The following is a 16145-nucleotide window of genomic DNA, read 5'->3' on the forward strand; positions in this document are numbered from 1 at the left end:
GTTGAGATGTAAGGTAGTATTCATGATTTTCAGAGCAAAGGTCCTGGCAGCGGCAGTATCAGCCGTGTTGTTGTCTGCATGTGGTGGTACAGAGCACAATGTAACACGCACAGCACAGCCAGCCGTCGCTGAAGAAGCCAAGGCGACAGAGTCTGAAAAAGAAGCAGACCATGATGAGCATGACCACGACGAAGGTGTAACCGATGTCGCAGGCCGTCTGGTGGTCAGTAGCGCTGACAGCAACGTGCTGCATGTTTACTCAACCTCAGATCAGGCATTGATTGACTCTATTGGCCTGACGCATATACCTGATTATTTATATGGCTCAGAGAATCACCGTTATGCGATTTCTGTACAGCGTACGGATGGCATGGTGGAGTTCTTAGATGGTGGTTTATACCAGGAAGCGCATGACGATCACTTCCATGCTCACCAGGATGCACCGGCAGCGGTGTCCTTCCATCTAGAGTCAGTGAAACCGACCCATGTGACGGTCAGTGAAGGAGGCATCGCGGTCTTCTCTGATGGTGACGCGAAAAATCAGCAAAGCGCTTCCGTGGCGGTCTTTAATGAATCGCACATCAGCGGACAGAACACAGAAGTTGCGGTGCTGGAGTACAGTACTCATATGCATGGCGCAGCCCAGGCACGCGGTGAGCACCTGATCAGCACATTGCGTGACAGCAGCAGTGAGTCAATACTGCCTTCGCAAATAGGCTTGTTCCATGCGCATGGTGATCACTTTGATAGTGAAAAAGTTTTTGATGTTAGCTGCCCGGGTCTGCACGGCAGTGCACAAAATGAAGAGACAATCGTCTTTGGTTGTACTGATGGTGTGGCCCTGATCACCCAAGGAGGCCAGGCCTTCAGTGCAACCAAAATCACAAACCCAGAGAGCTTTACAGAAGGTCAGCGTGTTGGCGGTTTGAAAGGTCATCATCATAGTGACCAGTATATTGCGAAAGCTGGTGATCAGTTATTCTTGCTGGATACGCATGATGCTGAGTTCGAAGTGTTGGAGTGGCAAGTAACCAATGGCCATAGCATCAGCCACTATGGGTTCAGTGCCAGTGGTGAGCACATTATTGTCATGGATAGCGCAGGTAAGCTGAATGTCTTTGCAGCGCACGAACATGATACTGAGCATCACTGGGAAGCCGAGCATGAAGTGATGGTTAGTGAGATCGCATTGGTTACCGGACAAAGCTTTTCACTGGCACTCTCTCAGGCTGAAGAGGCGGTATTTGTCAGCGACTCGGCGAATAAACTGATTAAGAAATTTGATTTGGAAGCCGGTGAATGGTCACAGACCTTTGAGCTGGATATTGTTCCAAGCAAGCTAGTGTGGCTGGGGATCGCCAAAAGTGAAGCGGCGCACGACGAGCATGAACACTAATTTGCCATAACCTTTTTTGTAGTGTTAGTAAGCCATCTCGGGTCAAACCAGGTGGCTTTTTTCTTGCCTGTAGATTGGCACCGGGACCTATTTGTGAGACGCTGCCTGCTCTATGAATAGTAAACAGGACATATCATGCAGATCCGCATCGCAACCCCAGAAGACCTGCCTATCTTAAGTCTGTTAGAGCAAGCCGTGATTGCCGCTGAGCGACCCTTCAATAAAGCCATTAAACCACAGGGGGCCCGGTATTATGATTTGCCAGCGCTACTTGCCTGTTCTGACAGCTTGCTCGTTGTCGGAGAGCAAGACGGCAAGATAGTTGCCACTGGATATGTACAACATCGGGTTTCGAAAGCACAGTTGGTGCATGAGCGTCATGGTTATCTCGGTTTTATGTATGTCGATCCTGATTATCGCGGTCAGGGCCTGAATCAGGCGATCATGACCTATCTGATGAACTGGAGTAAGCAGCAGGAGATCCGTGACTTTTACCTGGATGTTTACAGTGATAATCAGGCTGCGATTCGGGCCTATGAGAAAGCGGGATTCAGTCCTTGTTTGCTGGAGATGAAAGTTCACCTGAGTGAGGAATAGGGAAAGTTATTTCCCAGTTTGTGACGGTTACATTATCTTTTTGATAATAATTATTATTTTTACTAAATTTGCTGATTTTTGCGTCGTCTGGTTGTCGGAAATACAACTAGGATGAAATCATGAACAAACTCAAATACGCCATGCTGCCGCTCGCCCTTGCTGTTTCACAAGCCGTTATGGCTGACGATGACGCTGAACTGAAATCAATTGAGCAGATCGTGGTATACGGAGAAAACAAACAAAACTCTCTGAAAAACACCACCTCTTCGATCGCTGTGATTGATGAAGAGCAGCTGAAAAACGGTCAGCACAGTTCTTATCTGAACGCGCTACAGGGGATTGCCAACGTGATTGTCACGGGGGGCCTGCCTTCAATCCGAGGTCAGGAAGGGCAAGGTGTTGCTGATGGGTTTAGTTCGTTTTCGTCGGGTGCTAAACCGCGTATTTCTATGATGCGTGACGGGGTGGCTGAGCCATTCGTTGCGAAAGTGAGCGGTGATTTGGGCTTGTGGGACGTGGAGCAAATTGAAGTACTACGTGGTCCTCAGTCTTCCAACAGTGGCCGTAACAGCATTGGCGGTATCGTTTACATCAAAACTAAAGAGCCGTCACTGACGGATCTGGAAGCCGCAACGCGCATTGGTTATGCCAATCAGGATAGTCAATATGAATACGCAGGTGTGGTATCTATTCCACTGATTGAAGACCAACTGGCGGTGCGCACCAGTGTGCAACATATCGAGGGCGAAACGTATCTGAACTTTGTTTACGATAAGGGTTACCCGTTTGATCCCAAAGACTATGACAACACCCGTACCGACATTAAAGTGAAGTGGCAGCCGGCAGGCGTCAGCGGCCTGGACATGCTGCTTCATTATGTTGATAACGCTGAAACGGGTGAGCGTCAGTGGGGCTTTGAAGGCCCGGATCTGGACGCGCACTTAGTCACCAGTGAGTACGGCCGGGATCCGGCAACGGGTGAGCGTGTACTGGTTGGTTCATATGCCCGTGACAAACGCACCGATTATGAGCGCTGGTCACTGCGCACCCGCTATACAATAAACAGCGCATTTAATTTTGAGCTGATGATCTCAGACTCAGACTACGACTATGTGTTTGAGCAGTATCCTACCTACTGGCATGTGAGCATGGCCGACGGTGGTCGCACCTATGATGCGAAAGTGTCTTATGATGGCGGTGAGCGCGTCTCTGGTTACGTCGGCTACTACTACAATGAGCGTGATCAGCAGTTTATCCGCCAGGATTGGTACGATGGCTATGATGACAGTGACTCAAAAGCCATTTATGGTGAGTTTACCTTTGCTGTGGGCGAGCGCAGTCGCCTTATCGCCGGTGGCCGGGTTGAAGAAGAATCCCAGTATCGCGTATTTAATGGTTTTGGTGGACCAGTGACAGGTCTGGGTTTTACACTGGATGTTGATAACCGTATTTATCTGCCAAAAGTGGCGTTCCTACATGACCTGACTGACGATACCACATTGAATGCCAGTTTCAGAAAGGGCTACAGTTCAGGTGGGGGGGATTTCCACTGGGGCAGCATGAGCAACTACATATTCAAGCCCGAGTATGTGGATACCTTTGAGCTTGGCGCCCGCTCTAGTGTGCTGGATGGCCGTATGAATCTGGCAGCCAATGTATTCTACAATGATTTCACGGACTACCAGTTTAATGGTATCGCAGAAAGTGGCCTGGCGCGTGACTATAAAGTGATCAACCTGGGTCAGGTTACCAGTTATGGTCTGGAAACTGAGGCGCGTTTTGCCGTCAATGATGAACTAACGCTGTCGGCCAGCCTGGGTCTGCTGAACAGCACCATTGATGAAGCCAACGCACAAAACCGCGCATCGGAAGGGTTAGACCTGCCGAAGGCGGCGGATGTGACGCTGGGTCTGGGTTTGGAATATTGGCCAACGGACAACATTCAGCTGACGGCCCGCAGTAATTTCGTTGGGGATTACTACAGCAAACTGGGTGGTAAGGCTGAGCAAATGGTGGGAGATTACACGCAATTCCACTTCTCTGCGGCCTATATCGCCGAGCAGTGGCGTGTCAATGCATACATTAACAACGCCTTTGACGAGGAAGGGGTGATTTATGGTGAGCGTGATGCTGGCACTGGCCGATACCGTTATGGCGATCTAATCGACCCTCAGACTGTGGGTATTTCCTTTAATTACACCTTGTAATTCAGAGCACAATTCAGGTGTCTGTGAGCACGGGCACCTGATTTTAACGCCGCGATTTATCCGCACTCACCCGGTTTATACTATCTTTGCCCGCGCACTGGATTTTTACCTCTGACATTCGTCTAGCAGTCATATTTTGAAATCAGAATTTAACTGACTGCAGTGGAGCCAGAATGTCACAGCAAAGACGCACCAGACGAAATCGTGCAATGTCCTCTCTTTCCGCCCAGGATCAACAAAAACTTCAACAGCGTATCAGTCAGGCCAGTGAGTCATCTGGTCAATTGACGGTGCAGCTTGAGCCCGGCGAGCAGGTGCCGTTGACGGCCGCGCAGCAAATTTTGTGGTATGCCTGGAAGCTGGCGCCGCATGATGCCTCTTATAATCTGGCCGGGGCGCTGCATTTTCAGGGCACACTGGATGTGGCCAAGGTGAAGACCGCATTCGAAGCCTTGCAGGTTAAGCACAGTGCCTTACGGATCCGGTTTGTTGAACAGGATGAGCAAGTCTGGCAGCTGGATGGTCAGTATCAGACAATCACCGTGGCTCAGCTGAGCCCGGCTACAAACGGCCAGGACCCAATCCGTCAGTTTGTTGAGCAGCCATTTGATTTGTGTGGCGACCCTTTGCTACGCATTGCCATTGCTCAGGAACCAGGACATGCCAGCCTGATTGTCACCATGCACCATATCATTACCGATGGCACCTCAATGCAGCAGTTGCTCAATGAATTTGTGTCCTTGTATGCGGGCGACGTCAAAGAGGCTGCGCCGGTCCCAGGTTTCCTGGAATTTGCTAAATGGCAAGATCAGCAGGATTTTGCTGCGCTGCATAAGGAACAGCTGGCTGTATGGCAGCAGCATTTGGCTGACTGTGATGAGTCACTGCGCTTACCTGCCAACAATCAGCAGCGTCATAACCCTCCATATGAAGTCGCGTTTGAAACTCAGCAGATCCCCGCGACGTTGTGGCAAAAGATCAGCACTGTGGCCAGTCAGTATCAGATCACCCCCTATTTGCTGCTGTTGAGTGCATGGCAGGTGCTACTGGCCCGCCTCAGTGGCAGCCAGACGATCCGCGTTGGCGTGCCAATAGCCAATCGTCATCGCAGTGAAACCCAGAATGTGGTGGGTTATTTCGTTAATACTCAGGTCATGCCGCTGCAACTGGACGACACGGACACCTTCGCGCAGTTGCTGGAAAAAAACAGGGTGATGAGTGGGGTTGCCCAGAGCAATCAGGACTTACCCATCGATCAGCTGGTGAGTGCCCTCAAACCGGCGCGCCAGAGCGGTGTGCACCCGATCTTTCAGGTGATGTTCAATTACCTGCGTCGCGACAAACGTCAGTTCAGTCAGGTGGCCGATCTGAACTTGCTCAATACCCAGATGTACCGATTTGGTATGCCCTTTGACCTGCAACTGGATGTCATTGAAGATGTCAGCGATGGCACCAGTCTGAATCTGGTGTACGCCAGTGATTTATATGGCCAGGAATTTGCGTTGCAGTGTTTGGCCCAGCTTAAGACTTTACTGGAAGCCTGTCTGAGCGAGCCTGAGCGACCTGTTTATACGCAGCCTGTGCTGGTACAGCAAGATGTTGCACAGTTGCTGCTCCAGGGCACAGGCCCGCAGGGCTTTGAATATACTCAACCCGTGACCAGCCTGATCAGTGAGCAAAGCGCACGGACCCCGCAGGCGGTGGCATTGCGTTTTGCCGGGCAGAGCCTGAGCTATGAGGAGTTGGAGCAGCGTACGAACCAGCTGGCGCATTATCTAAATCAACGTGGGATTGGCGCGGAAGACAAAGTGGCGCTGGTGTTCGAGCGCAGTCTGGAGATGGTGATCAGTATTGTGGCGGTCGTGAAGGCCGGTGCGGCCTATGTGCCTCTGGAGCCCTCATTGCCCGAAGATCGCATCGCTTACATTGCCAGTAGCAGTGGGTTGGCACTGTTTCTCGGAGACGACTCTTTGCACCGCTTTGAGAGCCTGGATGAGCAGGTTCAGCGGGTCCACTATCCGTCGGTGACGCTGGCGGATTATCCGTCGCATTTACCTGCCCATGACATTGCCCCGACACAACTGGCGTATGTCATTTACACCTCAGGCTCAACGGGCAAACCCAAAGGGGTAGGTAACCAGCACAGTGCTATCTACAACCGTATTGCCTGGCAGCAGTCGGCTTATCCGATTGGCCCAGACGACAAGGTGTTGCAAAAAACTCCGTTTGGCTTTGATGTATCTGTGTGGGAGTTTTTCTGGCCGCTGATGTACGGCGCCGAACTGGTGATTGCCCAGCCGGGTGCCCACAAAGACAGCAGCCAGCTGCTCGATACTATTAACCAGAACGGTGTCACCACCTTACACTTTGTGCCTTCTATGCTGCAGGCTTTTATTGGTCATGAGCAGGTACACACAGCTACCAGTATTCGTCGTATTCTGTGCAGTGGTGAAGCGTTGCCCAGCGAAGTGCAGGCGCAGGCGCTCATTAAACTGCCACAGGCCAAACTCTATAATTTGTATGGTCCGACCGAAGCGGCGGTCGATGTCAGTCACTTTACCTGTCATGGCGATCCGGCCTTGCCGGTACCGATTGGTGCGCCAATTGCGGGGATCCGTTTATACGTGCTGGATCAGGCGCTGAACCTGTGCCCTCAGGGCGTGGCGGGCGAGCTGTACATTGCCGGTGACGGCCTGGCCCGGGGGTATATGAACCGTCCAGACCTCAGTGCAGAGCGCTTTGTTGCCGACCCGTTTATGGACGATGGCAGCCGCATGTACCGTAGTGGCGACTTAGTATGCTGGAATGGAGCAGGTCAGCTGGATTACCTGGGCCGGATTGACCATCAGGTTAAAATTCGTGGTTTTCGTATTGAGCTGGGCGAAATCGAAGCCGCACTGTACGCCATCGACGGAGTGCGTGAAGCCGTCGTCGTGGCTGCCGGCAGCGGCGCATCTCAGCGTCTGGTGGCGTATGTATCGGCCAACGCAGACACGACACTGGACGGTCAGGATCTGAAACAGGCACTGGCTGACAGCTTGCCGGACTATATGGTGCCTGCTGTAATTATGGTGCTGGCCACGCTGCCGCTGAACAGTAATGGTAAAATTGACCGCAAGGCCCTGCCGGCGCCTGATGCGCAGCGGAGTGTGGCGTACCTTGCACCGCAAACACCGCAGCAACAGCAGCTGGCTGAGATCTGGCAAACCGTACTGGGCGTTGAGCAGGTTGGCAGACTGGATAACTTTTTTGCGCTGGGCGGCGATTCCATCAGTGCTCTGAAAGTCATTGCGCTGAGTAAAAAGCGCCAGCTGGCCGTGGATATTCAGAGTGTGCTTAATGCACCCACGCTTGAGGCACTGGCCAACAGCCTGACGGACGTGACAAGCGTGGTTGAAATTGCGCGTCAGGAAAGTACGTATTCGGGGTTATCGTTTGCGCAGGAGCGGCAATGGTTCCTGTGGAAACTGGACCCCGGCAGCAGCGCCTATCACATTTCTGGTTCGTTGCATCTGAGTGGCGAGCTGAATACCAGTGCGCTGCAATATGCCTTTGACCACCTGCTTGCTCAGCATGAAGCGCTGCGCACTGTGTTTATTGAGGATGACGCGGGTACTGTGCGTACTCAGGTGCTACCAGAGGGCGGATGTGATATTCGCTATCAGGTACCTGAGTCTGAGGCCGGCCGCGCTGAGTTTAAGCAACAGCTGGTATCGACACCGTTTGATTTGACTCAGGGGCCGTTGTTGCGGGTGGGGGTGATTGCCGATGCCGCACAGCAACATGAGCTGGTGGTGGTGATGCACCATATTATTTCCGACGGCTGGTCGCTGAAACTGATTGTGGCCGACTTTGTGCGTGCCTACGAAGCAGCGTGTGCGGGTGAAACCCTGAGCCTTGTAACGCAGACATTGCGATACAGTGACTTTGCTGCCTGGCAGCGCGACTGGCTGGCCGCTGGTGAAGAGCAAAAACAACTGGCGTACTGGCAGGTTCGACTGGGTGATGAGCACACCCCGCTGGCACTGCCAGCGGATTTAAATAGTGAGGATGACAGTCAGCGCAATCAAACGCGCTCGGTACGCTTGTCCAGTACTCAGCGTCAGACGCTGAGTGACTTTGCGGCTTCGCAGGGCGTAACTCTGTTCAATATCCTGATGACAGCCTGGCAGGTGCTGCTGCACAAATACAGTGGCCAGCGGACAATCCGTGTAGGTATGCCGGTGGCCAACCGTCATCACAGCGGCACGCAGGATATCGTTGGTTTCTTTATTAATACCTTAGTGATAGATGCGCAGATCTCTGCGGAGCTGGCGCTGGGCAATGTCATGACGCAGATTAATGAAGCACTGCGCGGCGCGCAGGCGCACCAGGACCTGCCATTTGAAAAGCTGCTTGACCATTTCTCGCTGGAACGTGATCTGGGCGTATCGCCACTGTTTCAGGTGTTGTTTAACCACCAGCGCCTCGAGGATGGCGCACTACGTCAGTTTGCTGGCCTGAGTGCACAAGAAGGGGAAGCGCCCACGGGAGTGGCACAATTTGATCTGGTGCTGAATTCACTGGAACGTGAAGATGGCACCCTGGAGCTGGCGCTGGATTATGTGGTGAACAAATTCAGTGCAGCCCGGATTGATGCTCTGTTGTCTGGTTTGCAATATGTACTGACGGCCATGCAGGCCGATTTACAGCAGCCTGTCGGCGGGTTAAACGTTTTGCCACAGGCGGAACAGGACCGTCTGACGCCTGCACAAGCGCTATATCAGGCACAGAGTCTTCCCGTCGCTGACATTGCGACGCAAATCCAGCAGCAGGCGCAGCGCACCCCAGACAAAGAAGCATTGAGTTTTGATGGGCAACCCCTGAGTTATGCTGAGCTGGAATCACGTGCCAATCAGTTTGCCCAGTATCTGCGAGAGCAGGGCGTCGGCCATGAATCGCGTGTGGCGGTGGTGTTCTCCCGTCATATCGATACGGTTGTGGCGTTTCTGGCGGTACTCAAAGCTGGTGGCTGTTATGTCCCTGTAGATGCGCAATTGCCATCAGAGCGGGTTGAAACCATCGCGGCGCAGTGCAGCCTGACTGTGTGTGTGGGCAATGCCCTGAGCTCGGTCTACCCGGCGGCGCTGGTGTATCAAAGCAGTCTCTGCGCGCACTACAGTGCAAGTGCACTGCCTCAGTCGCGTCATCCGCAGCAGCTGGCTTATGTTATCTACACCTCTGGTTCGACCGGGACGCCCAAAGGCGTGGCGGTCGCAGATCAGGCGCTGTTGAGCCACTGTGCGGCGGTGCAGTCTTTGTATCAATACCAGGCAGAAGATCGCTGTGCCATTTCGGTATCATTTGGCTTTGATGCGTCCATTGAACAGCTATGGGGGCCGTTGCTGGTTGGTGCCACTGTGGTGCTGGATGAATTTAAACTGCTCAGCGAGCAGGAGTTGAACGACTTTATTACTGCGCAGCGCATTACTGTGGCGGGCTTCACGCCGGCGTATATTCAACAGTTTGACACCTTACCCGCGCAACTGCGTTTGTGTATTGTGGGTGGTGAGGCCTGGTCAGCTCAGCACTGTCAGACGCTAATGGCAAAATTGCCGCAGACTCAGTTTGTCAATGCTTATGGTCCGTCAGAAACGGTGATCACGCCGCTGGCCTGGACTCAGGCGCAGGGCAGTGAGCTGCAAGGCGGGTATGTGCCACTGGGTCAGCCCATCGGTCAGCGCAGTATGGTCATTCTCGATGACAGTCTCAATATGCTGCCCTACGGCATGACCGGCGAGCTGTATCTCAGCGGGGTGGAAATGGCGCGGGGTTATCTGGCACAACCGGGCCAGACGGCCGAGCGCTTTGTAGCAAACCCCTTTGCTGACGATGGCTCACGCTTGTATCGTACCGGCGATTTGGTGCGCTGGAATGCACAGGGTCAGCTTGAATACATGGGCCGCTGTGATCATCAGTTAAAAATCCGTGGTTATCGGGTTGAAGCTGGGGAGATAGAAGCGCGCTTACTGGCTCATAATGGGGTTGAAAAAGCCATTGTGGTGGCTGATGAATCGCTGGGCTCCACGCGTCTGGTGGCTTACGTCAGTGGACATGCAGAACAAACGCCACAGGCCGACGTGCTCAGCGCGTCACTGGCCGAGCAGCTGCCTGATTATATGGTACCCAGTGTGATTATGGTGCTGGAACGTATGCCTTTGACCCACAATGGTAAAATTGATCGCCGTGCCTTGCCGCAACCACAAAGCAGTCAGCGCGCTGATGCTTTGCCACCGCAGGGGCCGCAGGAAGTACTACTGGCAAACATCTGGCAGCAGTTGCTGAATCTGGCGTCGGTTGGTCGCGAGGATAACTTCTTTGCGCTGGGCGGCGACTCTATCCTGAGCTTACAGATCATTGCCCGGCTGCGACAACAGGGCTATGCCCTGAGTGCCAAGCAAATTTTTACCCATCAGACCATTGCCAAGCTGGCGCCACTGATGACCCGCATTGCAGGCGACGCGCAGGCACAACAACAAGTATCCGGTGAGGTGGCCTTGTTGCCTATTCAGCAGGCCTTTTTTGCGCGCACTATGACTAACCAGGCACACTGGAACCAGTCGGTGATGCTGGAGCTGGATGCACCGATCACACAGCAAACTCTGCTGACACAGTTAGCGTCGTTATTGCGCCATCACGATGCACTGCGCTTGCGTTATCAGCAGGATGAAGCGGGCCAGTGGCATCAGCGCTATCATGATTTTGACTCGGCCATGGCGCAGCAGTGCCTGTGGTATCGCGATGCCAGCGCGGATGAGATCACGCTTATCGCAGAGCAGGCGCAGCGCAGTCTCAACCTGCAAGATGGTCCCTTGCTGCGTGCTGTGCACCTGACCCTGGATGATGGCAGCGCTCGCCTGTTGCTGGTGATCCATCACCTTGTAGTGGATGGGGTGTCCTGGCGTGTGTTGCTTGAGGACTTTACGACGCTGTGGCAACACCCGGAAGCAGAATTGGGGGCCAAGACCCACAGCGTACAATTCTGGGCAAAACAGTTACAAAGTTATCCGGCGCAACACGCCGGGGAATTTGACTGGTGGCAGCAACAGGCGACAACGCCCACTATACTGCCTGAGTTAAACCCTGCCGGCAGCCGCCTGTATAAAGATGTTGAGCAGGCCGAGGTCATGCTGGATCCCGCACTGACCCAGGCGCTGCTGACTGAATCAGGCCAGGCTTATCGCACTCAGGTGAACGATTTACTGCTCAGTGCGTTGAGTGAGGCTTTATACCGCTGGACCCGGCAGGACGTGCACACCATTAATCTCGAAGGGCATGGTCGTGAACCCTGGCGTGAACAGGTTGACCTGAGTCGTACCGTGGGCTGGTTTACCAGCCTGTTCCCGGTGACCCTGACACGCCACGAGACGCTGGCCGAGACCATCAAGCACAACAAAGAACAGCTGCGGGCGATACCAAACAAAGGCATTGGCTATGGTGCATTTCGCTATTTTGGCTCTGCTGAGCAGCAGGCCACGCTGGATACACAGGGACTGGGCGAGATTGAGTTTAACTATCTGGGGCAGCTCGATAGCGCCGCAGATCAAGCCGGTAACTGGCGTCCGGCTGCTGAAAGCAGCGGTATGACGCTGGACCCTGAATATGTGTTGGATACCGAGCTGTCTATTCTTGGTCAGGTACTGGGCGGACAGCTGCAACTGCGGATCCGCTATGTGCCTGCACGCCTGCCAGCGCATGCGGTGGCACAATTTGCCGCGCATCTTAAGCAGGCTCTGACTGAGTTGATTGGCCACTGTGGTGACACGCGTGCCACCCTGACGCCTTCCGATCTGCCACTGAGTGGACTGACGCAGACACAAATAGACAAGCTGCCGCTGGCACATGAGCACATCAGTAACGTGTATCCGCTCTCGCCAATGCAGCAGGGCATGCTATTCCAGAGCCTCTATCAGGGGGGCGAAACCTATATTAACCAGAGCTGCTTTATGGTCTCGGGTCTGGATGTGGCACGCTTCAAAGCCGCCTGGCAGCAGGTCATTGAACGCCATGATGCATTGCGAACCGGATTTGTCGATGTCGATGGCATGTCGTTGCAATATGTCGCCAGCTCAACCGAGCTTGACTGGCAGACGCTGGACTGGCGTGACCAGGCCGTCTCTGAGGCGGCTCTGAAAGCATTTGCCAGACAGGAATCGCGTCGCGGGTTTGATCTGCAAAACGACCCTGGATTAAGCAGAATGCGTATCATCGCGCTCTCAGATGGTCGTCACGCTTTGATCTGGACTATGCACCATATTCTGACTGATGGCTGGAGCCGCGCCGCTATGCTGGGTGAGGTACTGATGGCTTATGAAGGGCAAACTTTACCGCCGGTGGCGGGCCAGTACGGTGATTATATCGGTTACCTGGCGCAACTGGATGAGGCGCAGAATCGCGCTTTCTGGCAGCAACAACTGGCGCCACTGGAAGAACCCAGCTACCTGAGTGGCTCCCTGACTAAGCCTCAGCATGGACAGTTCGGCGGCTTTGATGTGAGCCTGTCAGAAGCTGAGTTTACGCAGTTGGTGGCGTTCTGTCAGGATCTTCGTATCACCCAAAATACCTTAGTGCAGGGCGCCTGGGCGCTGCTGCTCAGTCGTTACCTGGGCCGCGACACCGTGTGCTTTGGTGCCACGACCTCGGGCCGCCCGAACGATTTGGCCGGCCATGACGCCATCCAGGGCATGTTTATCAATACGGTGCCTATGGTCACATCGGTGGACCCTGCTCAGTCGCTGAATGAGTGGCTGCACACCCAGCAAACAACGGCACTGGCGGTACGTGAGCATGAATTCACGCCCTTGTATGAAATTCAGAAGCTGGCAGCACAGTCACTGGAACTCAGTCGTGAAGGCCTGTTTGATACCCTGTTAGTATTCGAAAACTATCCAATCGATGCGGCGATGCTGCAACAGGAAGCACGCCAGACGCGTTTTGAGGTACTGGAAGACCGTGAAGAAACCAACTTCCCGCTGACTATCAGCTTTATTCAGGAAGACACCTTGCGACTGCACTTCAGCTATCAGGGAAGCGAGCTGGCCGAAGCGGATGTAAAAGCACTGGCGGAACAATACAAAACACTGATCCTGGCTATGTTGCAGACACCACAGGCGCGTTTATCTGAGTTTTCACTGGTCAGTGGGACACAACAACAGGCATTGCAGGCGCTGGGCTTTGGTGAATCCATCACGCCGTTGCATCCGGGCGCTGTTGAGCCTATTTATTTGCCGGGCGGTGAAGTGCCTCAGCCTGGGGCAACGCAATACCAGGATGTGGTGTCTACGATCAACCGCCTGGCTGAGTTAACGCCAGATGCTGACGCGGTGATCTGTGATGGTCGCAGCTACAGCTACAAAGCACTGGCGGACAAGTCCAGTCAGCTGGCACATTATCTGCGCGAACAGGGCGTTAAGCCTGAGCAACGAGTTGGCGTGGCCCTGGCGCGAGGCATTGATTTACCGCTGGCATTTCTGGCCATTCTCAAAGCCGGTGCTGTGTATGTGCCGATGGATCTAAGTTATCCGCAGGAACGTCTGGCCTACATGATCAAGGACAGCCAGATGACCCATATCCTGGTGAGTGATAGCAGCCTTGACGATATTGCCGGTTCTGCTTCTTTGCACCCGTTTGCCGATATTAAACTGAGCGAACAATGGCAGCAGCCGACGGTATGTCCGGCGCAGGGAGCGTATCTGATTTATACCTCAGGGTCGACGGGTAATCCTAAAGGGGTGCTGGTCAGTCGGGCTTCCATCGCGGCACATTGTCGTGGCATTGGTCGGCGTTATGAAATGCGCCCAACTGATCGCGAGCTGATCTTCATGTCGTTCTGTTTCGATGGCGCACATGAGCGCTGGTTGACGGTATTGACCCATGGTGCGGCTGTGGTGATCCGTCCGGAACGTCAGTGGGATTTACACGAAACCTATCAGAATCTGCATCAGCAGCAGGTCTCTATTGCCGTTTTCCCACCGGTGTTCCTGCGTGAACTGGCGGCTCATGTTGAGCAGGTGGGCAACCCGCCGCCGGTCCGGGTTTATTGTTTTGGTGGCGATGCCATGCCGCAGGCCACTTTTGAGCTGGCTCAGCGTGTGCTGCAACCCGACTTCTTCATCAATGGGTACGGCCCGACAGAAACGGTGGTGACGCCACTGACCTGGAAAGCTTTGCCTGGCAGTGAGTTTGATGCCGTCTATGCGCCGATTGGTGAACTGGTTGGCCAGCGTCAGGCCTGGCTGCTCGACAGTCACCTTAATCTGGTGCTGCCAGGACAGGTAGGTGAGTTATACCTGGCCGAAGAAATCGGTCTGGCACGGGGCTACCTGAATCGTCCTGACCTAACCGCCGAGCGTTTTGTGGCTAACCCATTTGCCAACGATGGCAGTCGCCTATATCGCACCGGCGATTTAGTGCGCTGGAACGAGCAGGGGTTGATGGAATACCTGGGCCGGACCGATCATCAGGTGAAAATTCGTGGTTTCAGGATTGAGCTGGGCGAAATTGAAACCCTGCTGCGCAAGCGCCCGGAAGTACGCCAGGCCGTGGTGGTGGCTGATGATACGCCTAGTGGTAAGCGCCTGGTGGCGTATGTCAGTGGCCATCAGGACAAGCAGCCTGATGAAGCCGCACTCAAAGCCATGCTGGTGGCCAGTTTGCCGGATTACATGGTACCTGCGGTGATCATGACACTCAGCGACTTGCCGCTGAACAGCAATGGCAAAATAGACCGCAAGGCGCTACCCAAGGCCGAGCTACAAAGTGAGGTCAGTTATGTGGCACCACACAATCAAAGTGAAGCCTTGATGGCACAGATTTGGCAAAGTGTGCTGGGTGTGGCACAGGTCGGGCGTCGGGATAATTTCTTCGCGCTCGGTGGTGACTCCATTTCCGGACTGAAAGTGATCAGCCTGTGGCAGCAACGCAGCGAACAACCGCTGGCACTGAAGCAATTGTGGCAGGCGAGCGATTTGGCGGCGCTGGTGGCGGCCATGCAAAATACGGACAGCTCCTTGTTGCAGCCGCTGAACCCACACACGGACAATGCCGAGACCTTGTATTGCTTCCATGAAGGGAATGGCCTGACTGCACCATACCGCCCGCTGGCCGAGCAACTGACGGGTCAGTTTAACTGTGTTGGGGTCGCTCCGGCGGCGAACCTGTCAGACATTAATGGCCTGACTGCGCTGGCTGAGCACTACGCCGAGGCGCTCATGACGGCGCAGCCGCGCGGGACCTTCCATCTGATGGGCTGGTCACTGGGTGGCGCACTGGCGGCGCTGGTGGCTCGTACGCTTAAAGCACTGGGGCGGACTGTCCGTCAGGTGTACCTGGTGGACAGCTGGAACCCGTGTAGTGACTTTGCCGCTGCGCAGCTGAGTTGGTCCGACTGGGCACTGGAGTGGATCGGTGGGGCTGCCCAGCCGGCTGACACCGTATTGCATCAGACGTTTGTGGCTGAGCTCACTGCCGCCTTACAGCAAGACCTGAGGGATGCCGATACGCTGGCAACCTGGCTGGTGGCACATCGTACTCGCTTTGCCGAACTGTTCAATGAAGAGCTGCTACTGCTGCCTGAGCAGGAGCTTTGCAAACTGCTATCCGATGGGTATGAGCTGTATCGACTGGCTCGTATGGCGCCGACAGAGAGTCAGCCGGACTATGCGCTGGACGGCGTGGCTGAACGGGCGCACGCCTGGTGGTCAACGGACGCTGAGCCTGCTGCGACAGCGGCCTATCAAACCATGCTGGGCAGTACAGTGACGGCGACCCACACAGAGGATGATCACCAGCAGATCATTCGTGCAGAGGCGGTGCAGACCGACCTGATAGCCAAACTCACACTGCGGGACTAACCCTCCCGCACATCGCTAAAAGCCGCTGTATAGCGGTTTTTTTATGTCCGACAG

At 54.3% G+C, this 16145-nt stretch carries 4 protein-coding genes; all 4 read left to right on the forward strand.

What is annotated here, in order from left to right; all coding sequences use genetic code 11:
* The first annotated feature begins 22 nt into the window (after positions 1–22).
* The 4 genes from QNM19_RS13875 to QNM19_RS13890 all read left to right on the forward strand — a co-directional run bounded on the left by QNM19_RS13875 (position 23) and on the right by QNM19_RS13890 (position 16091).
* Positions 23–1396, forward strand: a complete 1374-nt coding sequence (locus tag QNM19_RS13875) for a hypothetical protein (protein WP_049864668.1) — start codon at positions 23–25, stop codon at positions 1394–1396.
* 135 nt (positions 1397–1531) lie between these two features.
* On the forward strand, positions 1532–1993 hold the full coding sequence (locus QNM19_RS13880; RefSeq protein WP_049864669.1) for a GNAT family N-acetyltransferase: 462 nt from the start codon (positions 1532–1534) through the stop codon (positions 1991–1993).
* Positions 1994–2112: 119 nt separating this feature from the next.
* Positions 2113–4200, forward strand: a complete 2088-nt coding sequence (locus QNM19_RS13885) for a TonB-dependent receptor (RefSeq protein ID WP_049864670.1) — start codon at positions 2113–2115, stop codon at positions 4198–4200.
* Between the two features lie 173 nt (positions 4201–4373).
* Positions 4374–16091, forward strand: a complete 11718-nt coding sequence (locus tag QNM19_RS13890) for a non-ribosomal peptide synthetase (protein WP_284026817.1) — start codon at positions 4374–4376, stop codon at positions 16089–16091.
* Positions 16092–16145: the final 54 nt, after the last annotated feature.

The organism is Pseudoalteromonas ardens (assembly GCF_030125445.1).
Classification (GTDB): domain Bacteria; phylum Pseudomonadota; class Gammaproteobacteria; order Enterobacterales; family Alteromonadaceae; genus Pseudoalteromonas; species Pseudoalteromonas ardens.

Coding starts and splice junctions, on each gene's coding strand:
- QNM19_RS13875 (WP_049864668.1), top strand. CDS start 23: ATGATTTTCAGAGCAAAGGTCCTGGCAGCGGCAGTATCAGCCGTGTTG.
- QNM19_RS13880 (WP_049864669.1), top strand. CDS start 1,532: ATGCAGATCCGCATCGCAACCCCAGAAGACCTGCCTATCTTAAGTCTG.
- QNM19_RS13885 (WP_049864670.1), top strand. CDS start 2,113: ATGAACAAACTCAAATACGCCATGCTGCCGCTCGCCCTTGCTGTTTCA.
- QNM19_RS13890 (WP_284026817.1), top strand. CDS start 4,374: ATGTCACAGCAAAGACGCACCAGACGAAATCGTGCAATGTCCTCTCTT.